General features: G+C 52.7%; 15 protein-coding genes. 5 read left to right on the forward strand and 10 right to left on the reverse strand.

From position 1 onward, the window contains the following. Nucleotides 1-28: 28 nt before the first annotated feature. The 3 genes from NFR55_RS04130 to NFR55_RS04140 are packed head-to-tail and all read right to left on the reverse strand — an operon-like array spanning nucleotide 29 to nucleotide 3,081. Entirely contained in the window at nucleotides 29-733 is a 705-nt protein-coding gene (locus NFR55_RS04130) for a class I SAM-dependent methyltransferase (RefSeq protein ID WP_251546580.1), read from the reverse strand. A gap of 1 nt (nucleotide 734) precedes the next feature. Continuing rightward, nucleotides 735-1,979, reverse strand: a complete 1,245-nt coding sequence (locus NFR55_RS04135; RefSeq protein WP_251546582.1) for a YesL family protein — start codon at nucleotides 1,977-1,979, stop codon at nucleotides 735-737. A 16-nt stretch (nucleotides 1,980-1,995) separates the two neighbouring features. After that, complete coding sequence (locus NFR55_RS04140) at nucleotides 1,996-3,081, reverse strand: M20 metallopeptidase family protein (protein ID WP_251546590.1); 1,086 nt, start codon at nucleotides 3,079-3,081, stop codon at nucleotides 1,996-1,998. A gap of 212 nt (nucleotides 3,082-3,293) precedes the next feature. On the opposite strand from NFR55_RS04140, the gene NFR55_RS04145 reads away from it, so the two are divergent. Genes NFR55_RS04145 through dapB form a run of 3 tightly spaced genes read left to right on the forward strand, consistent with a single transcriptional unit; the run spans nucleotide 3,294 to nucleotide 5,955 of the window. Further along, nucleotides 3,294-4,289 carry an aspartate-semialdehyde dehydrogenase gene (locus NFR55_RS04145; protein WP_251546592.1) on the forward strand — a complete coding sequence of 332 codons (996 nt, stop codon included), beginning with the start codon at nucleotides 3,294-3,296 and terminating at the stop codon, nucleotides 4,287-4,289. Between the two features lie 30 nt (nucleotides 4,290-4,319). Then, the gene (gene dapA, locus NFR55_RS04150) at nucleotides 4,320-5,204 is read left to right on the forward strand and encodes a 4-hydroxy-tetrahydrodipicolinate synthase (protein WP_251546594.1); all 885 of its coding nucleotides are present in this window, start codon (nucleotides 4,320-4,322) and stop codon (nucleotides 5,202-5,204) included. A 13-nt stretch (nucleotides 5,205-5,217) separates the two neighbouring features. Continuing rightward, entirely contained in the window at nucleotides 5,218-5,955 is a 738-nt protein-coding gene (dapB, locus tag NFR55_RS04155; protein ID WP_251546596.1) for a 4-hydroxy-tetrahydrodipicolinate reductase, read from the forward strand. A gap of 100 nt (nucleotides 5,956-6,055) precedes the next feature. On the opposite strand, the gene NFR55_RS04160 is transcribed toward dapB, so the two are convergent. The 4 genes from NFR55_RS04160 to NFR55_RS04175 form a co-directional block, all read right to left on the reverse strand. Next, the gene (locus NFR55_RS04160) at nucleotides 6,056-8,104 is read right to left on the reverse strand and encodes an alpha-L-rhamnosidase-related protein (protein WP_251546598.1); all 2,049 of its coding nucleotides are present in this window, start codon (nucleotides 8,102-8,104) and stop codon (nucleotides 6,056-6,058) included. A gap of 355 nt (nucleotides 8,105-8,459) precedes the next feature. Next, entirely contained in the window at nucleotides 8,460-10,859 is a 2,400-nt protein-coding gene (locus NFR55_RS04165; protein WP_251546600.1) for a glycosyl hydrolase family 95 catalytic domain-containing protein, read from the reverse strand. A gap of 157 nt (nucleotides 10,860-11,016) precedes the next feature. Further along, on the reverse strand, nucleotides 11,017-13,605 hold the full coding sequence (locus NFR55_RS04170; RefSeq protein ID WP_251546602.1) for a M28 family peptidase: 2,589 nt from the start codon (nucleotides 13,603-13,605) through the stop codon (nucleotides 11,017-11,019). Nucleotides 13,606-13,716: 111 nt separating this feature from the next. Then, the gene (locus NFR55_RS04175; protein ID WP_251546604.1) at nucleotides 13,717-14,010 is read right to left on the reverse strand and encodes a hypothetical protein; all 294 of its coding nucleotides are present in this window, start codon (nucleotides 14,008-14,010) and stop codon (nucleotides 13,717-13,719) included. A gap of 132 nt (nucleotides 14,011-14,142) precedes the next feature. Between NFR55_RS04175 and NFR55_RS04180 the strand changes: the two genes are divergently transcribed. Next, entirely contained in the window at nucleotides 14,143-15,066 is a 924-nt protein-coding gene (locus tag NFR55_RS04180; protein ID WP_251546606.1) for a helix-turn-helix transcriptional regulator, read from the forward strand. A gap of 15 nt (nucleotides 15,067-15,081) precedes the next feature. Here the strand turns inward: NFR55_RS04180 and NFR55_RS04185 are convergent, their stop codons facing one another. From NFR55_RS04185 to polA, 3 genes are all read right to left on the reverse strand, one after another. Then, a complete protein-coding gene (locus NFR55_RS04185) occupies nucleotides 15,082-15,582 on the reverse strand; it encodes a lytic transglycosylase domain-containing protein (RefSeq protein WP_251546609.1) in 501 nt (166 codons plus the stop codon). Between the two features lie 16 nt (nucleotides 15,583-15,598). Next, the gene (gene coaE, locus NFR55_RS04190; RefSeq protein WP_251546617.1) at nucleotides 15,599-16,192 is read right to left on the reverse strand and encodes a dephospho-CoA kinase; all 594 of its coding nucleotides are present in this window, start codon (nucleotides 16,190-16,192) and stop codon (nucleotides 15,599-15,601) included. 84 nt (nucleotides 16,193-16,276) lie between these two features. Continuing rightward, a complete protein-coding gene (gene polA / locus NFR55_RS04195) occupies nucleotides 16,277-18,829 on the reverse strand; it encodes a DNA polymerase I (protein ID WP_251546619.1) in 2,553 nt (850 codons plus the stop codon). A 105-nt stretch (nucleotides 18,830-18,934) separates the two neighbouring features. Here polA and NFR55_RS04200 point away from each other — a divergent pair, with 105 nt between their 5' ends. Beyond that, nucleotides 18,935-19,597, forward strand: a complete 663-nt coding sequence (locus NFR55_RS04200) for a phosphatase PAP2 family protein (protein ID WP_251546621.1) — start codon at nucleotides 18,935-18,937, stop codon at nucleotides 19,595-19,597. Nucleotides 19,598-19,604: the final 7 nt, after the last annotated feature.

Genomic DNA, 19,604 nt, shown 5'->3' on the forward strand with positions numbered 1-19,604 from the left:
CGGTTATATCTCCGCTGATATCCTCTTTTTATTTTTTTGCCGTAAACGCTATTCTTTGCGTTTTTTCTTTGGGCTTGCAAGTCTTGCCGAACTCGTAAGACTTTATCTCTCCGAATCCCGCCGCCGCGAGTAAATCGAGTATTTCGCTCTCCGCGTGCGCGTACTGCACTTGCGTTTCGCACGTTTTTATATATGACGCACCTTGCGGCGAAAATACCGTAAAATCGATATTAAGCCTGTTGCCTCTCATAAAATTGCGCCAAACGTAAGTAACGTCGTCTTTGGTTTCACTGAACGTGTTGCCCGCGAGCACGTTTTTGAGCTTGTACTCGCTGCTTATATCGAAGGCGAACACTCCGCCTTTTTTGAGCGCGGCATGCACTTGCGCGAACGCCGCCGCGGGTTTGGAAATGTAATTGAACACGTCGCACGCCGCGATTACGAAATCGAGCTCGTGAGCAAACGGCATTTTTCGCGCGTCGCCGAGCACAAACTTTATATCCGCGCCCGCTTTGGCGGCTCTTTCCTTTGCCGCGGCAAGCATGCCCGCGCTCGAATCTATGCCGTAAACTTTGCAGCCCCTGCGGTAAAGCTCGAGCGTGAGCGTTCCCGTTCCGCACCCGAGGTCCGCGCCGTCGCCGCCGTGCGGCAAAAACTTACAGTACCAATCTGCGCGGCTCTTTTCGTCGTTCTCTCCGAAAAGGTCGTACACTTGCGACAACGCGGTATACATATTACTCCTCTTTTCCGTCGGAGTTTTCGGTTTCCGTCGTTTGTTCCGCCGCAGTGTTTTCGGTTGGAACGCCGTCGGTTTCGTTCGGCGTTTCCGAGCCGTCGTCGCTGTCTTCGTACTCGGCGTCTATGCTCCGCTTAACCGCCTCTTTCTCCTGCTCGAGCTTCAATAGGTCAGCTCGCGAGAAGCTGGTGGGAAGCGGCGTAAATGTTTCGCCTTCGTCTATGCTCGTAATCTTTTTGGGGCGTTTTTTGGGATTGTTGAAACGAATGTTTTTGTTCTTGCGGTCGCGTTCCTCCGCCGCCTTAACGTCGGCTTCTGTCTTTTTGTACATGCCGCGGTTTTTCACCGCACCTTCCACTCTGTCGTTTATAAACTTATCGTACGCCCAATGCGCATATACCGTCCAAACCAAAATTATATACGCAAAGCCCAAAAGCGCGAATATGAGCAGTCCGAACACGAACAGGAAGCTGGGCAATATCATCATGATAATCACGGGTATCGCGCTGAGTATGAGCATTATGAGGTTTGTGGGCAAAAGAGCTATCGCGAACAAAAAGCTGTTTTTTATGAGCGCGAACGTCTTGAGCTTATACGTTACCGCCTGCGTGGTAAGAAATATGAGCATACTCAAAAGGAGCAAGAACTGTATTACCGACACAGCTATGCCCACAATACGCCAAGCAATGTGGATTTCGTCCATGTTGTTGTATATGCCGATATTCGCCATAACGAGGAAAAGCGAGAGTCCCGCAAAGAGCGACGACCACAAAAACGGCAAAAAGTTCATTTTTATACCGCGGAAGAAATGACTCGCAACGCTCGTGCCCTCGCCCCACACAAGCCTGCGCATTACGTAGAACGCGCCCGAAAGACCTATGCTCGCTATCATTATGCACGGAATGAGTACGAGATACATTTGCATATCGAACTGAAAGGCGCGTTGTTGCCCGAGCGCAATCACGTCGGTAACGGGCAAGCCGGTGCCCGCGCCTATGTTGCCCGAATACGGCAAAAGCGAGCCGTCGGCGGTTTTAATCATGTTCATTATGAGCACCCAAGCTATAGCGGGCAGGCAGAACAACAACACCAACAGGTTTATTTTCACTATCGCGCCCAAGCGGTTGAAGAACACGTCTTTGAAAAGTTGAAAGCGAGTTCCGGGCAGTTTGTCGGGCGTGAAATCGGGCAAGTTGTCTTTGCCCATTGTGAGCCTGTATATCAATCCTTTTTTTTGTGCCAATTTTCTATCCTCTCTCTTAGTTGCCGAAAATCAATTTTTCGTATATGCGCACTCCCGTTTCGAGCGCGCGTTCGTCGAACCCGAAAGTATCGCTGTGAAGCGGCGAATTATGCTTTCGGTCTTTGCACCCCAGCCATATCATACAGCCGGGAATTTTGCCGAGGTAAAACGCGAAATCTTCGGCGGTGAAGCGCGGTTCGCACTCCTCTATTTCCGCAACGCTCCTCGCCTTAGAGAGCGACGCGGGATTGTTCACGAGCGGCGGATACACGGCGCGAACGGTGAGCCTGTGCTCCGTGCCGAATAAATTATCCGTTTGCACGAGGCGGCTTTCTATGCGCATCATGAGCTTGTCCGTATCCGCGGAGTCGAAATAGCGCAGAGTGCAATATACCGCGGCGGAGTCCGCCACTATGTTTCTCGCGCTCCCGCCCTCGAGCTTGCCTATATGAAATACGGTGTTGTTTGCGCAGTCGGCGTTGCAGTCCTGCGCGTTGTGCGCGAAACACACCGCGGCTTTGAGGGCGTCCGCGCCCTGCTTCACGTCGGCGCAGTGGCAACTCTTGCCCGTAAACTCCACGTCGAACTCCACGGTGCCCGCAAACATCGCGCCGCTGCACGAAGCAGTTTTGCCTATTTCGAGCTCGGGGCACATGTGAAACGCAAATATTTCGTCCACCCCGTCTATCGCGCCCATGCCTATCATTTTATCCGCGCCGCCCTCGCCCTCCTCTCCGAACTGGAAAATGAGGCGAACGCCGCACTGCGGTTTGCGATTTGAAAGCTCTTTGGCTACGGCGAGAAGCATTGCCGTGTGCCCGTCGTGCCCGCACGCGTGCATGTAGCCGTTTTCGGACTTAAAGTCGCAATCCGTTTTTTCGATTACGGGAAGCCCGTCTATATCGCAACGGAGCGCGATTGTCCGCTCGGAACTCGCGCCCTTTACGTCGCACACAATTCCCGTACCCAAACGCTTAAATTTGTGCCCCATAGCCGAAAGCTCTGCGGCGATAAAATCGCTCGTTTGGAACTCTTTTTCGCTCGACTCGGGCATACGGTGCAAGGCGCGGCGCATAGATATAAGGTAGTCGGTATCTCCCATAATAAGATTATATACTATTTCGTTCGATTTTTCAATCAATTTCGCACCGAAATAAAATAAAAGAAATAAATGTTTTTCAAGCGTTTGACAAACGCGTGCCCGTGTGATATCATTATGCTAATAATCAAGCGGTAAGAAAAGGCGACGGAGCACATACTATTTCGTTGCCTTTTATTGTACGAAAAACAACTTTTGCAAGGAGAACCGATAAAATGAAACAGTACAAAGTGGCGGTTGTGGGCGCAACCGGAATGGTAGGAAGAAAAATGCTCGAAGTTCTTGCCGAGCACAAAGTGCCGGTGGGCGAGCTCGTTCCATTCGCTTCGGCAAGGAGCGCGGGCGGCAAGATAGAATTTTGCGGCAAAGAATACGAAATAATCGAGCTTACGGAACAAAACGTAAAGGCGTGCAAGGCGGACTACGCTTTGTTTTCGGCGGGCGCGGGCGTGAGCAAAACTTTCGCGCCTATATTCGCCGAGTGCGGCGCGGTGGTAATAGACAACTCCAGCCAATGGCGCATGGACGAAAGCGTTCCGCTCGTAGTGCCGGAGGTTAATCCCGCCGCCATAAAGCTCAACCGCGGAATTATAGCCAATCCCAACTGCTCCACCATTCAGGCGGTTGTGGCTCTCGCGCCTTTACATAAAGCGTTCGGCATAAAGCGCATAGTGTATTCCACCTATCAGGCGGTTTCGGGCGCGGGCGTGGGAGGATACAACGACCTGCTCGGCGGAATAAGCGGCGAAGCTCCCAAAAAATTCCCCCGCCCCATTTTCGCAAACGTGCTCCCTCACATAGACGTGTTTTTGCCGAACGGCTACACCAAAGAGGAAGAAAAGATGATTAAGGAAACTCGCAAAATACTCGGCGACGACTCGCTTCGCATCACAGCAACAACGGTGCGCGTGCCCGTGTATTACGGTCACAGCGAGAGCATAAACGTAGAGTTCGAAAAGCCCGCCAAGGCGGACGAGGTACGCAAAGTGCTCGAAAAAGCCGACGGAGTGGTGGTTATGGACGACTCCGCCAACGCGGTTTACCCCACTCCCCGCGAGCTTGAAAACCGCGACGAGGTGTTTGTGGGGCGAATTCGGCAAGACGAAAGCGTGCCAAGCGGCGTAAACCTTTGGGTGGTTGCCGACAACATAAGAAAAGGCGCGGCGACGAACGCCGTTCAAATTCTCGAATATATCATATCGGGGAAGTAAATTTCTCACGATATTTCGGAGGTAACAGCCATGACGCTATTTGACGGATGCGGCGTTGCGCTCGTAACGCCCTTCGGTTCGGACGGGAACGTAAATTTCGACGCTCTCGAAAAACTTCTCGAGCACGTAATAAGCGGCGGCGCGGACGCGCTGTTTGCTTGCGGCACTACGGGCGAGCCGAGCACAATGAGCCAAAAAGAGCGCGAAAGCGTGATATCCTTTTGCGTAAAAAGAGCCGCGGGCAAAATACCGGTGTTTGCGGGGAGCGGTTGCAACAACACCGCCGAGGCCGCGGAGTTTTCGCGCAGGTGCGAAAAACTCGGCGCGGACGGACTGCTCGTTGTAACGCCGTATTACAACAAGTGCACGCAAAACGGCGCGTATCTTCACTACAAAGCCGTATCGGAGGCGGTGGGCATACCTATCGTTTCCTACAACGTGCCCACGAGAACGAGTTTCAACCTTGCGCCCCAAACTCTTTTGCGGCTCGCCGAACTCAAAAACGTGAAAGCCGTTAAGGAAGCGAGCGGCGATATAGACCAAGTGCTCGAGGCGGCCAGGTTGCTTTGCGGCGTGCTCGACTGGTACATAGGCGACGACAGCTTAACCGTGCCCGCAATGAGCATAGGCGCGAAAGGAGTTATAAGCGTAGCCGCCAACGTGTTGCCCGCGCAAATGCACGAGATAACCGCGCTGTGCCGCGACGGCAAATTCCGCGAGGCGGCAATGCTCGGATTTAAGATAAATCCGTTCGTTAAAAAACTGTTCTGCGAGGTAAATCCCATACCGTGCAAAAAGTCGCTCGAACTCATGGGCATAGAAGCGGGCGCACCCCGCCTTCCCCTCACCGAGCTTGAACCCGAGCACACCGAACAGTTAAAAGCCGAAATGCAAAAGCTCGGCTTGATACGGTAGGAGCGTAACGCAAATGAAAGTATTTATTGTAGGCATAAGCGGCAAAATGGGCAAAGCGGTGTGCGAACGCGCAAACGAACTGGGCTACGAAATCGCCGGCGGACTTGACAAAGTAACGCTGTCGGAATTTCCCGTATTCCAAAGAGCCGCCGACGTAAACGTAACCGCCGACGCGATAATAGATTTCTCCCGCCCCGCTCTTTTACAAGAGGTAATCGCGCTGTGCGAAAAGTTAAACTGCGGCTGCGTGCTCGCAACAACGGGCTACAGCGAACAAGAGGAGCTTAAAATAAAAGAGCTTTCGCAAAAAGCGGCTGTGTTCAAATCCGAAAACATGAGCTTGGGGGTTAACGCGCTGTCTTTGCTCGCGCAAAAGGCGGCGGCGATACTCAAAGATTTCGATATCGAAATAACCGAAACTCACCACAACCAAAAGGCGGACGCGCCGAGCGGCACTGCCAAACTTTTGTGCCGAGCTTTGGAGCGCGGTCTCGACTACTCCCCCGAATACGTATACGGCAGAGCGGGCGCATGCCAAAGAAAGCCGCGCGAAATAGGCGTGCACGCGTTGCGCGGCGGCTCGGTCGTGGGCGAACACACCGTAGGCTTTTACGGCGCGGACGAAACGGTTACGCTCTCGCACTCGGCAGGCAGCAGAAAAATTTTCGCCGACGGCGCACTCAAAGCCGCCGAATGGTTGCAAAAAAAGAAATCCGGCATGTACGATATGCGCGACATGCTCGGACTGTGATATTTTATAAATAAATTATGTGATACAAAAAAGTCAATCGGGCAATTTGATATCGGCGCGAGCGCAAACTTGCGCCGATTTCAATATATTTCTCGCTCCTCTATTTCTTACCGAGATATTTGTCCATAAAGTAGCACGGCACAGCCGACCAAGCGTGGCACAAACTGCCCGCGTCGCCGAAATCCGCCTCGCCGAGCGCGGTTTCCCAATAAGACGTTGCGCCGCTCTTGAGCATGCCGCCGAAAATTCGGCAAATTTCGTTCAAGCAAAACTCTTTGTTTGAGGTGTATTTCATTATGGCGTCGTATTTCCATTGCAAGGTTGCAAAAGTGCACTCGCCCATGCCATCGGGCGGACTCATGAGGGCGGCAACAACCTTTTCGGCTCTCTCGCGCTCTATTCCCGCCATAGCCAAAACCGCTTGAGTGTAGCCGTGCAATCCGAACTTTTTGCCGCTACCGTCTATAAACGACATATACAGCCCGCTTTGCTCGTCGTAGAATTTTTCAAACGAGGCTTCCGCCCTCTCGGCATAGCGAACGCATTCTTCGGCTTTTTCCGCATTGCCTTCGGTTTCGTACAAACTGCCGAGCGCGCGCGACGCGAGCGCAAACAGCGCGGTAAGTATGGCGTCGTAAGTTTGGGGTATCTCCGAGTCGCGGAAAAACACGCCGCCGTCCAGCCCGTCCACCCACTCGTAAAAATTCCAATATCTTTCGGTGGTGAAACAGGCAAGTCCGTTTTCGCAAAGCCTTGCGGCAAAGGTGCGCCACATACACTCGGCGGCGGGCAACAGCTCGCGCACGAACTCGCCGCAATAACTCTGTTGCGCGTTTTCGTGCAAAGCAAGCAACCAATAGAGCGCAAACGACGGAATTGTGATTGTGTTTCTCGCAGGCGGGCACAGTTCGGGAAGCCCGTCGGCGTTTATGCTCGCCGCGATATCGCGCAAAGCCGCGCGAGGCAAATCGATTTCCCCGAAAACGCCGTAGCCGAACAGCATTTGATTGCGCGAGTCCATGCTGTAGAGAGCCTGCTCGCGCCACGGGCAATCCTCGTAATGAACGTGCGCACACAGCTTCAAAGTGCGCTTGCCTACGGCGTAAAGCTCGTTCAAAAGCCTGTCGCCCCAATCTTTTTGAATTTCGGCAAACGGATAGAGGGCCTCGCGCAACGTGCACGCGCTCAAAGTAAGCTCGTCAGTATCTGCAAACAGCGCGATATATCTGCAACCCAAACGGTGCAAATCGTCGCAAAACTCGTTGCGCCCCGCCTTAAGCGAAAGTTCCGCGCCGAAGTTCCTATCGCCCACCGCCGTTCTCGGTCTTAAATCGGCGAGATGTTCGCCCCAGCCGAGCATTGCGGCGCAGTTTTCGGGCACGCTTACGTCGAATTGCAAATAGCCCGCGGTTTCCGCGCCCAAATCCATTATAACGTATATGCCGCCGCTCCCGTCCGACTTGAACGTAACCGCTCTATCGAGCGACGCTCTTTCCGTCCGCCCCTCGCCCGTCATTTCGGCAAACCTGCGTGCTGACAGCCAGGCAAGTTGCATGCGTTCCGCCGCCGTGCCGCCCTGCTCGCATTTGTAAACGCCTTGAGCGCAAACAGCGCTCTTTACGGGCGCGGTGAGTTCGAATCTTTTAACGGGGCGTTCGCGCTCCTTAAATTCCGTTTTTACCGAAACAGCTTTAGAGTACGGCACTTCGGGCGCGGATAAATCGTAACGCCAGCAAGGTCCTAACTGCGGAGTAACCGAATAATCTTCGTCCGAAATCGCGGAGTAAACGCGGCAGTTCGTGTTTTCTCCGCCGCACGCCAAAACTTTGTCGTCCTCGAGAATTTCGAACGCAACGCAGGGCGATACTGCGCGGCAAACCGAATAGTCTCGCTCTATATGGTGAGCAACGAGCCGAAACTCGTTTTCGCCTTTTACCGCAAATTCGGCGATATCTATGCCATCCACCGTTTTCGCGCCGAACGAGTCAACGTATTGCCCCAAGCCCGCGAGTTTGCCGTTTACGTAGGCGGCGTATTCCCAGTCCGCGCCCACGCGCAAAGTAACTTTGCCGCTCCCGCTTACCGTAAACTTTTCGCAAAACTCCGCATACGCGTTCGCGGCGTCGTCGCCTGTCCAAATCCATTGCATAAAATTACCCTCCGAGCCTATATTCGCACCCCTGATATTCGCGCCGCGTTTTCAGGCGTAAATCCCCACTTTTTCGGCGGCTATTATTCCGTCTACTATCATATTTTGATAAAAAATGAGATTGTCGGCTAATCGAGAATATTATACACCATTTTAACACCGTGCGCAACAAATATAAACTCGGTAAAATTTTTCTCTTGCGCTTAAAAGCCGAAACGCTACCCGTTGCCGTAAGCAAAGCCAACTAAACTCAGTTTATTTTCAAGCGTATTTCGGCAAGGTTTTTTCAACTTTTTTGCAATAAAAAAAGAGAACCCTCGGAGGGGTTCTCCCGTAATATTAAACTTTTCGATTCTTACAGGCGAATTTCTATATTCGCAACCTTGCCTGCCGCAAGCGAAAGACCGCTTACAACGCCGCTTTCGTAGTCCGCTTTTTCTCCGCCCGCGGGCTTGCAAACAAATCTCTTTGCGCCCTCGGGCAGTTTGAGGTCTACTTTTACCGCTCTGCGCGATTTGAGCTTTAAGAGCACTACGCCCTTTTTCTTATCCCAGGCAAGCGAGGTAACCTCCACGCCGGTGCGCGTTTGAAGCCCCGAAACCTCGCCTTTGGGCAGTTGCGACGGAAGCGCGGGCAAAATCTTGATTGTTTTGGGGTCGGACTGCACGAGCATTTCCTGCAATGCGGCGGTAACGCCCATGTTGCTCTCCACGGTGTACTGCGCCCACTTGCCGTTGCTGCCCATGCCCATGCCTCTCCAGTCGGTTGCGGAGAACACGAGGTTGTTCATCGCCATGCAACGGGTCATGTTGGATATGATATCGAACGCCGCGTCGCCGTCGCCGAGACGGGCGAACACAGACGCGTAGCGGCTCAGGCTCATGGAGGTGTGCTCCGAGCTTGCTCCCGCTATTTTCTTGCGGGCGGCGAGAGTAAACGCCTTGTGCATATCGGGATTTTCTTCGGTAATTTCTCTGCCCGGATAAACGGGATAAAACATTGCCGTAGACGGCGAAGTATAGTTGTCGGCAAACGAGGGGTCTATATATTCGCGCACGGTGCCGTCGTCGTTGAGTTTGTATTCGGGCATGCGGGTGAGCATATCCTTCCACTTGGGAATTTCGGATTTGTTGATTGCGGCGCGCTCGCTTCCCTCTATGAGATTTACGAAAAGCTCCTTTACTATGGCGAAATCCACCGCCGAACTGCGGGCTATCTCCAAAGTATCCGCGCCGCCGTTCGCGTAGTTGGCGGGCGTTGTGTCGGGCGAATACGAGGGGCAACTCTCGTATTTGTTGCCCGCGTCTATCTTGAGGAAATTCTCGTAAAACAGCGCAACCTCTTTCATAAACGGCAACGCGCGGGTTTTAAGGAATTTCAAATCGTCGGTGTACAGATAGTAATCGTAGAATAACTGCGCTATCCATCCGGCAACGCCCGTGAAATGTATTACCCTGCTGTCTACCATTCCGAGCACGCCCGTGCCGTGCGCCATTACCGACGGAATGAATATACCGCGGCAACCGTAAAGGCGGGATGCGTTCTTTTTGAGGTCGTCGAGCACGCTTTCGTAATAAGTAAACACGCTGAGCATTTGGTCGGCAAGGTTGCCCGTAAGCACGTGAGAGTATGTGTTTTGAAGGCTTCCCGCGGCGTTCACCTGCGCAAACGGAGCTTTATAGTCGCCGCACCACAATCCGTAAGGCGACAACGGGTGCGACGCGTCGGACGAGCCGCATATCATGAGATATCTGCCGTATGCCCAAAGTTTTTCGGTAAGCGCGGGGCTTACTTCGCCCTCGGTAAACGCCTTTCTCAAAAGGTCGTCCGCCGCCATATCGCGGTTTTCGGCGTCGAGGTCGAGCTCTGCGGACGCAAACAGTTTATTATGGAGCGGAGTGTGCTCTTTGAGCAGTTTTTCATACGTGGATTTAACGGCTTTGAGCGACTCGCGAATTGCTTTCCACTCTTTTTCGCGCTGACTCTCCACAAACGGACGGATAAACACGAGTATTTTTTCCGCGCCGCGTATGGTTATGCCGTCGGTTTCCACTATCTGCTCGCCGCCGTAGTGGTTTATAAATCCCACCGCGCCGAAATCCGCGCCCGAATCGCTGCGGGCGGAAAAGAGCATAAAGTATTTTTCGTATTTGATATTGAGTCCGTCGGGCAGTTTGGAAACCGCGTCGGGAGTGCGCACGTTGAAACGGTCGTGCAAATCGAGCGAAAGTTTAACGTCTATCGCCTTTCCGCCCGTGCGCGTAATCTCGTAAACAATCATGTTTTGGGCGCGTGACACGAACATGGAGCGGTCGTAGCGGGTTGCGCCGTCTTTGAACGAAACCGAGGTTTCGCCGTTTTCCATATTGAGCACGCGGCCGTATTCTTTGGCGGCTCGGTCGAGTCGCATATCCACGTGAAAATCGCACAGCGGCAAAGGATAACTGAGCGTGGGGCGATAATTCTTTGCTATGAGCGCGTTTTTGAGCACGTCTTCGGCTTCGCGCACGTCGCCTTCGTCCACTTTTTTGCGAACCGCGGGAAGCTTATCGGCTACGTCCTGAAGCACGCCTACGCCGCCTTGCCACCAGCTGTCGCTGTGGGTTATCATAATAACGTCGTTAGCCGCGCCGCCGTATACCGCCGCGCCTATAACTCCGTTGCCTACGGGAATTGCCTCTCGCCAAGTAGACCCCCACCACCCCGCGGGCATGGTGAACTTAAGTGCATTTTTCGGTTTGCGTATAGTTACCATATATATCCTCAACCTTTTTTCATCGCGTTTTACTACTGTATTATATCACAGCTTTCAAGATTTTGTCTACCGTAAGACCGACCGTAAAAGGGCAAAAATGCTTTTTTTCGGCTTTTTTGCCCTCTCTTTATCGGTTTATTTTGCTTTACGCCCGCTATTATACGGATTTGGTAAGTTTTATCACTATGCCCGAATGCGGCGTAATTCCCTCTTCGGGATTGGATTTCGCGTAACTGCTTAGCTTCTGCCAATCTTCGGTTTGGTTATCGGAAGCGGGCAGGTTTCTGTCGTTGAACACGTGCTGTTCGAATTCCACCGTGCACGAACCTTCTATCTTCATGGAAGCAAGTTCGTAGCCGTAAGGCAATCTGAACGTGACGTTTTCTTCGTTGTTGAATTCGTACTCCATGCCGTCTGCGCTCTGCCCCGACTCGCGGAAGCTAACCTTTTTCACCGCCGACGCATTTTTGAGCCGCACGGTTATTTGCGACTTGTCGAGGTCTATGGTGGAGAACGAAATTTCGCCGTCGGCGGCGTCGCCTATGCTCGGCGTAACTCCGCCCATAAGCGAGCTTGCGCTTCCGTTATAGCTCTTAACGTAGGCGTTCTTTTCGGCGTCCCATTTAAGGTCGCCCACCGCGTAGCGGATATAATCGTAGGCTATGCGGTCGTGAACCTCCACCGTAACCGCAGAACCGTCGTACACGTAAACGAGAGAGTCGTTATATATCGAATCGTAATACGAGGGCACGTCGAGCGCGGATGACGAGAACGAGGTGGAGAACGACGAGAACAGCATAATCATTACCGACGCTATAACGCACACGGTAACAAGACCTATGCGGTTGAGATAGTTCCACGGCGTCTTTTCTTTTATGATTTTTTTGGAGGTCACCTCGGTGAACTTGCCTTTCTTTGCGCGGTCCTCCACCTTTTCGGTAACCATGCGCTCATAGCGAACGGTGCGCTCGGGGAGCTTTTTGAACGCCTTGTCCAAAACGGGTTTGAGGTAGTCGGCAAAGGGCGCTATAAAGCCGGCAAGAGCTATCATGAACGCCATGAGCACAACAATGGAAACCGCGGGGAAAAGCGTTTGCGCCGCGAACATTACGGGAACGGCAACGGGAAGAGTAAACACCGCCGCCCACACGTAGAGAAACAGCCTGTCTATATCCATGCCGAACTTGGCTTTGAATTTGTTTTTAGCCGCCGCGGTTGCAATCATAGCCGCGAGCGAGAATATCGCCGCGCAGGTAAACGGATAACTTATCGCGGGCGCGGCGAACGAAAGTATCACAGCCGCAACCGCAAACAGCACGGTGTTTCCGCGAACCACGTCCGCCGCTCTCACCGCAAACGTGCGCTTAAGAATAATATAGAAGAACACGGCTATCGTAATCGCCATTATGCTTGCCGATACGAACAGTCCGCCGCCCGCAAACTTTATAGACGAAAGCCCTTGGAACGGGAGCACGCCGAAGCCGCACAGCAAGAGCGCGAACAGGTAATAAAGCCCGAGCATTACGAGCATAGAGCCGAGGATAGCCACAAGCTGAACTGCGGCTCCCGCGAGCGTCTTGCCCCACGAGAACGCCTTAGTTCGCATATTGACGATTGCGGCGGCTATAAGCATTGCCGCGATTACGCCCGCTATAACGTATGCAACCGCATTGGAATAGCTTACGGTGAGCACGTCGAGATAGGAGAAATACACTCCGTCAACGTCCGATTTTATATCGCCGAGCGAGGAGTTCGCAAAGCACTCCACAAACTTGCTCATTGCGTTTGCCTGCTGACTTACGAGGTTATTGTTAACGGTTACGTCGTCCGACGTGGCGTAGTCGTTAAATCCGCCGCGGTTATCGAACACGAGCGAACCGTAGTCGCCGAACGCCTTGTTTCCCGCATTGTTGCCGCCCGACGCGAGCACCTCGAGCGCACTCGAGGCGAGCGCACTGCCGTTGAAAGACGCGTACTTATTCATTACGCCCAAAGAGCCGTCGTTGCCGCCGTAGAGCATGAGCGTGCCGCCCGTGCCGCCTACGCGGAAATCGCCCGCCGCGCGTATGTTCTTTGCCACGTTATCGAAGCCCGCAAACTGATTTACGAACGCGCAAGCTCCGAGGTCGCCCTCCTGCCCCGCGTCGCCGAAAAGAAACACCACCGTGTTTTTGGGAGCGGCATTGCTCGCAAGCATGTCCGCGGCGGTTTGCAAAAGCGCACCGGTTGCCGACGCGTCGGCTGCGCCTCCGAGATACGCGCTGTCGTAACGGGCGTGCAAAAGTATCGCGTCCGCGCTCTCGCCGGGTATTGCGAGTATGAGATTTTCCACCTCGCGCTCGGCGGCTATTTCGTCGCCGTTTTGCGAATCCTGTTTAACCTTTGTTTTCTGAACGTACAGCGAAGCACGGTTCTTGCCCTCGGCGGTCTTAGAGTATTCGGCGGTATCGTTGCCGTCGTCGTCGAGTTCGCCGTTCTCAACCAATATCGCGCCCGCTTTCACAAGCTCGGTTTCTATATAGTCGCGAACCGCTTTGTGCGCTTCGGCGTCATACGAGTTGTGAGGGCGGTTCTCCTCTCCGCCGGACTGAGCAATCTTTACGGCGTAGTCGAACGCGGCGTTCACTTTGGAGTCGGCAAGATTGCCGCCGCTCATTCCTACGCGCGAGTCAACCATTCCCAACACGAGCATAAGCACTACCAAAGCCGCCAAAATGGGATAGTAAACGCGCTTGAATATCTTCATCAGGGTGATAACCTCCGTCATTTTACAAAAATGCTCTTATTATTTTACCACACCTTAACGCAAATTACAAATCTTTTACAGCCACATTTGTGAATATTTGCAAAAATTATTTCAGCAAGCGGCGCATGCGTAACGCCCCACGCGGAAAACGGGAGTATCGAAATCGAGCACCAATAGCCCGTTTTTCACCTCCGCCGCCCTCGCGATTATTCTGCGGTCGGCTATGCGCGAATACATTGTCCAGCCGTCTACGCACCAAAGCGGTTGCACGTCGCGCATATATCCGTATATCCTGCCGTCTATGCCGAACGCCCCTATGCGCCCGAATTCGGAGTCGTATTTTATAACCACGGGCTCGCCCGCCCTTAAGTTTTCCGTTCCGATTGTGTCTACCGCAACAAACATGTTCGTGTCCTCTCTCGTTTTTTTCTGCGCACATTATACCACAGTATTGTTGACAGCGTTTGTCAACAATGATAAAATAATTTACATAAAACGAAAAAAGTTTTTATCCGAATTTTTCACGGAGGACAAAGCATGAACGCCGACAGCATTATGATAATCTATTTCACTCTGTTAGCCAAACGGCGAAAAGTGAAACGAAACGAACTCGCCCTGCGCTCGGGCGTGAACGTGCGCACGGTGAGCCGCGCCATAGACGCCCTCACTCTCGCGGGCGTGCCCGTGTATTCGGAAACCGGTCCCGACGGCGGATATTACATACCCGACGACTACGTTATAACAAAGGCGGCTTTTACGGCGGAAGAAAAAGCGCGCATAGCAAACTGCATACTCGCCGCAAAACAAAATTTTTCGGACGGCGTGTGCGATACCGTGCTCGATAAGCTAAGATGCCTCTCCGCACGCGACGAAAACTTTTTGATACGCTCCGAAACGCTCGTAATAGACGCGTCGGGCTGGAACTCGCCGCAACACCTAAACGCCAAAATAGCCGCGCTCGGAAAGGCCGTGGAAGAGCGACGCACGGTAAAGATGAAATACGTCGACCGCTACGAGTTTTCGTCCGAACGGTATTTCGACCCCTACTGCCTCGTGCAAAAGAGCGGGCTTTGGTACGTGTACGGCTGGTGCAGAGCGCGAAAAGATTTCAGACTGTTTAAGCTAGCGCGCATAAAAGACGCCACTCTCACCGACCACGTATTCGAAAAAAAGCCGAGCAACGTGTACGACAAGTTGCGCGGCGATTTCGAAGGCGACGACCGAGTGGATTTCACCATAGAATTTTCCAATCTCATTTTGCCCGAGGTGGAGGAGTGGCTGGGCACGGAAGCGATATCGGATACGGGCAGATGCTACACCGCGCACGCCGAAATGCCGGGCGGCAGTCAGCTCGTAAGCAAACTTTTGAGTTTCGGCTCGAGCGTAAAGGTGGTATCGCCCGCCGCGCTCGCCGAAGAACTCGAAATAGAATGCAAGCGCATGCTCGCAAACTACGCGTGACACGGTAGCCCGCGGCTATCGCCACTTTTCGTATATCTTTTTAGCCTTAAGCACGCGCTTAACGTAGTTGCGCGTTTCTTCGAAGCCGTATTCTTCCCTTCCCTCCGCTATCCAACGCGCCACGTTGCCCTCGCCCGCGTTATACGCCGCGAGGGCGTCTTTTTCCGAAAACTTACCGAGCAGGTATTTTAAGTGAGCCACGCCCAGCCTTATGTTTGCGGCGGGGTCGTCGAGCCGTTGGGCGAGTTCTTCGTCGCCGAGTTTGGAAGCCGTCCACGCCGCCGTTTGCGGCATGAGTTGCATGAGTCCCACCGCGCCCGCGCCGCTTACCGCTTTGGGGTTGTAGCCGCTCTCGGTACGTATCACTCCGCGCACGAGATTTTCGTCCACTCCGAACTCGAGGCAACTCGCCTTTATTTCCCTTTCGTAGCCGAGCGGATAGCGATAAGACAAAACGACGGCAAACATGAGTATTGCCGCCGCCGAAACGATTATTGCCGCTATGGCTATTTTCAAGGCTTTGGGAATGGTTTTACCTCCCCGACTTATCGGTCAGCTCGCAGTATATTCTTATAACCTGCGCTCGCAGTTCCGCCAAACTCCCGCCGTTTCGTATCACGATATCGGCGCGGTTTTCGCGTTCCGCGTCGGACATCTGCGAAGATATCATTTTTCGCGCAAGCGTTTCGTTTATAGAGTCCCTCGCCGTAAGCCGTTTTATACGCTCGCTTTCCGAGCACGACACAGTGATTACAACGCTCGCAAGTTTATCCAAACCGCTCTCGTACAACAGCGGAGCAACAATCATGACAACGCCGAAAGCCGCGCGGTCTGTGAGCCGTTCTATTTCTTTGCATATGAGAGGATGAGTAATCGCGTTCAGTTTTCGAAGCTTCGCGCCGTCGGCAAACACGAGTTCGCGCAAATATCCGCGATTGAGTACTCCTTCGCAAAACGCCTCGGGAAACTGCTCTTTTAGAGCGGACTTACATTCCGCTCCGTCGGCAACTGCGCGAGCGACAACGTCTGCGTCTATAATATATGCGCCCGCGGACTCGAACATTTCCGCCGCCGCGCTTTTTCCGCTCGCAATTCCGCCCGTAAGCCCTACTATTTTTTTATTCATTGTTTTTCCTTTATATTTCCAATGCGGGAGATTGCTTCGTCGGGCTTTGCCCTCCTCGCAATGACGGGGAAACCCACTTATGCGTCATTTGCAATCGAACCAACTTTTGCCCTCGCTTATATCCACCACAAGCGGTACGCTTAGCGTGAACGCGTTTTCCATTTTGTCGCGCAAAATCTCTTTTACGGCGGCAACCTCGTCGAGAGCCGTTTCCACTATGAGTTCGTCGTGCACTTGCAAGATAAGACGGGAACGCATTCCCTCGAGAGCGCGGCTCACGTTGAGCATGGCTATCTTTATTATATCTGCCGCCGTACCCTGAAGGGGCATGTTCATTGCCGCGCGTTCGCCGAACTGCCGAGTAAAATACACGGGCGAAAACAGTTCGGGTATTTTTCTCCTGCGCCCCAAAAGCGTGGTAACGTATCCGTTCTTTTTGGCTTCGGACACGCAGTTGTCGAGATATTCGCGCACGCCGCTGAAACGCTCGAAATAATTTTCAATGAATTTCTTAGCTTCGCCCTTGGCTATTTTGAGCGACGAGGCAAGCCCGAACTCGCTAATTCCGTATATAATGCCGAAATTCACCGTTTTAGCCGTGCGGCGCATAAGCGGCGTAACCTGCTCGAGCGGCACTCCGTACACTTGCGCCGCCGTGTACGCGTGTATGTCCGTTCCGTCGAGATATGCCCGCCGCATTGTAGGGTCGCCCGAATAATGCGCCATAATGCGCAATTCTATCTGCGAATAGTCGGCGGATACGAGAGTGAAACCCTCACGGGCGAAAAACAGCGAGCGCAGAACTTTTCCGTCCTCTTCGCGCACGGGAATGTTTTGCAAATTCGGCTCAACGCTGCTAAGCCGCCCCGTAGTGGTAAGAGTCTGCCTGAATTCGGTATGCACCGTTCCCTTCGAGTCTATAAGTTTTCGGAGTCCGTCCACGTACGTGGCGTTTAGTTTGGTAATAAAGCGATACCTGAGTACGAGCGGTACTATGGTATAGGAGGCGTCGAGCTGTTCGAGTATTTCCGCGCTTGTATTGTAAGTCTTGGCTCCCTTTTTCGGATAGGGTATGCCGAGGTCTTCAAACAGCACTTTCGCGAGCTGTTTGGGCGACTTTATATTAAACGCCTTGCCTGCCGCCGCGTGTATCTGCTTTTCGAGAGATTTCTCCTCCGCCGTGAATATTGCGCCTATTTCTTCGAGCTTTTCCCTGTTTACCGCAAAGCCCGCCTGCTCCATATCGAAAAGCACTTTCACGAGCGGAAGCTCTATATCGTAGTAAAGTCTGTGCATGCCCGTTTCTTCAAGCTCTTTGTCAAGACTTTTTTTAAGTCCGAGCATGCCGCTCGCAATATCTTTGCGGTCTATCGAGTACGCGTCGAGCAGACTCTCCAAGGTCGCGTGCGGCACAGTGGCGTCGGCAATATACTGCGCCAATCGCACGTCGAAAAAACCTTGTGCGACAAACTTGAAATTCTTATATAAATAAGTAATAAAACTCTTGGAATCGAAAACCGTTTTGGTCACTTTCGGGTCGCACAGCATATCTTTCAACGCGGCTATCAGCTCGCTTTCGCTCACTCCCGAAGAAAAGAAATCGTAATGCAAACTCACGGTGTACTCCGTCTTTTCGTCCACCGCCAAATGAAAGAGTTCGCCCTCCACGTAAAGGGCAACGTCCGACTTGTCTTTAAGCACGCTCTTTATTTCGTCAAGCCCCACGAGCATGCGCTCCTGCGCTTTTTCGCGCTTGGGCGCAACGGGAAGCCCCACCGAAGTGTCGAAAAGTTCGCCGCGGCGTATAAGCGACTTAAATCCCTGCCGCTCGAAAAATGCGAACACCTCGGACGAAAAAGGGAATTTGTAACCGCAGTCGGATAGCTCGCACTCCATCGGCACCGCCGTGTCTATGGTTGCGAGAGTTTTGGAAAGATACGCGCTTTCTTTGCCATCGATAAGTTTGTTTTTGAGCGAAACCGGCGTAACGGAATCGATTTGCGCGTAAACGCCGTCGAGGTCGCCGTACTTTGAAAGCAATGATTTCGCGGTTTTATCGCCCACGCCCGCAACTCCGGGGATATCGTCGCTGCCGTCGCCCGCAAGAGACTTGTAGTCTATAACTCCGCTCGGAGTAAGACCCATTTTCTCCTCGATGGTGTTTAAGTCGTATTCGTCGGTGTCGGTTATGCCGCGCCGCGTGAGCAAAACACGCGTTTTTGCGTCTATAAGTTGCAAGCTGTCACGGTCGCCCGTAACAATATACGTTTCGGTATCGAAGCGTTTGGACAAAGTGCCTATGAGGTCGTCCGCCTCGTAGCCCGCAAGTTCCACCCGCTTTATGCCCATTACGTCGAGCATCTCTTTGAGCACGGGCATTTGCGCGGCAAGCTCGTCGGGCATGCCCTTTCTGCTCGCCTTGTAGCCGTCGTACATTTTATGCCTAAACGTAGGCGCGTGAACGTCGAACGCCGTAACTATATAGTCGGGCTTTATGGTGTCGAACATTTTCACGAGCATGGTGGCAAACCCGAAAACCGCCTGCACCTGCTGTCCCTGCGGATTATTGAGCGGCGGCAAAGCGTAAAACGCGCGGTTTATAAGGCTGTTTCCGTCCAAAAGCAATAATTTTTCCATTTATTTATTGTACTTAATTTTCCGGCTTTAGTCAAGAAAAAAAGAGTTTGACTTTAATTCGTTTTGTGTTATACTATATAATATAATAAACGCAAAGGAGAAATCATGGCGGATTGGCTCGATAAAACATTTTTGGGGTTCGATAAAAGCATTTTTTCGGCAATGCACGAACTCAACAAAGCCGCGGGTGGATTTTTTAACGGCTTCGCGAAATTCGTTTCGTTCTTCGGTGAAATAGGCTGGGCGTTTATCGCGCTCGCTTTTGTATTCCTGTTTTTCAAGCGCACGAGAAAAGAAGGCGTTGCCATGGCGTTCGCGCTCGTTATCGGCGCGTTGGTCACCAACATTTTGCTCAAAAACATAGTGGGACGCGCTCGTCCTTTCACCCGCGAGGGCGAACCGTTCGGCGAGTGGTGGCTTGCCGCGGGCGCGAGCCCCGAAGACTCGGCTTCCTTTCCGTCGGGTCACACCACCGCCGCTTTCGCATCTATGGTAGCGTTTTTCATAACGGGAAACAAACGCTACAGTTGGACGGGGCTTGTATTCGCCTTTATAATGGGGTTATCGCGCATATATCTTATTGTGCACTATCCCACCGACGTACTCGCCGGCATGATTATAGGAACGTGCGCCGCGCTCGCGGGCGTAGCTCTTTGCAAACTCTTATACGCCAAGAGCCGCGGCAAATTCAACGAATTACTCAACGAATTCAGCATAATAACGTTTTTCAAGAAAAAACCCGCCGACGAAACGAACGCAAACGAATAATCTTACA

The sequence above is a fragment of the Pumilibacter intestinalis genome (genome assembly GCF_943193005.1).
Lineage (GTDB): Bacteria > Bacillota > Clostridia > Christensenellales > Pumilibacteraceae > Pumilibacter > Pumilibacter intestinalis.

Excerpts from the sequence above, each read along its gene's own strand:
- NFR55_RS04130 (WP_251546580.1), bottom strand. The coding sequence starts at position 733 with ATGTATACCGCGTTGTCGCAAGTGTACGACCTTTTCGGAGAGAACGAC.
- NFR55_RS04140 (WP_251546590.1), bottom strand. The coding sequence starts at position 3,081 with ATGGGAGATACCGACTACCTTATATCTATGCGCCGCGCCTTGCACCGT.
- NFR55_RS04145 (WP_251546592.1), top strand. The coding sequence starts at position 3,294 with ATGAAACAGTACAAAGTGGCGGTTGTGGGCGCAACCGGAATGGTAGGA.
- dapA (WP_251546594.1), top strand. The coding sequence starts at position 4,320 with ATGACGCTATTTGACGGATGCGGCGTTGCGCTCGTAACGCCCTTCGGT.
- dapB (WP_251546596.1), top strand. The coding sequence starts at position 5,218 with ATGAAAGTATTTATTGTAGGCATAAGCGGCAAAATGGGCAAAGCGGTG.
- NFR55_RS04160 (WP_251546598.1), bottom strand. The coding sequence starts at position 8,104 with ATGCAATGGATTTGGACAGGCGACGACGCCGCGAACGCGTATGCGGAG.
- NFR55_RS04165 (WP_251546600.1), bottom strand. The coding sequence starts at position 10,859 with ATGGTAACTATACGCAAACCGAAAAATGCACTTAAGTTCACCATGCCC.
- NFR55_RS04170 (WP_251546602.1), bottom strand. The coding sequence starts at position 13,605 with ATGAAGATATTCAAGCGCGTTTACTATCCCATTTTGGCGGCTTTGGTA.
- NFR55_RS04175 (WP_251546604.1), bottom strand. The coding sequence starts at position 14,010 with ATGTTTGTTGCGGTAGACACAATCGGAACGGAAAACTTAAGGGCGGGC.
- NFR55_RS04180 (WP_251546606.1), top strand. The coding sequence starts at position 14,143 with ATGAACGCCGACAGCATTATGATAATCTATTTCACTCTGTTAGCCAAA.
- coaE (WP_251546617.1), bottom strand. The coding sequence starts at position 16,192 with ATGAATAAAAAAATAGTAGGGCTTACGGGCGGAATTGCGAGCGGAAAA.
- polA (WP_251546619.1), bottom strand. The coding sequence starts at position 18,829 with ATGGAAAAATTATTGCTTTTGGACGGAAACAGCCTTATAAACCGCGCG.
- NFR55_RS04200 (WP_251546621.1), top strand. The coding sequence starts at position 18,935 with ATGGCGGATTGGCTCGATAAAACATTTTTGGGGTTCGATAAAAGCATT.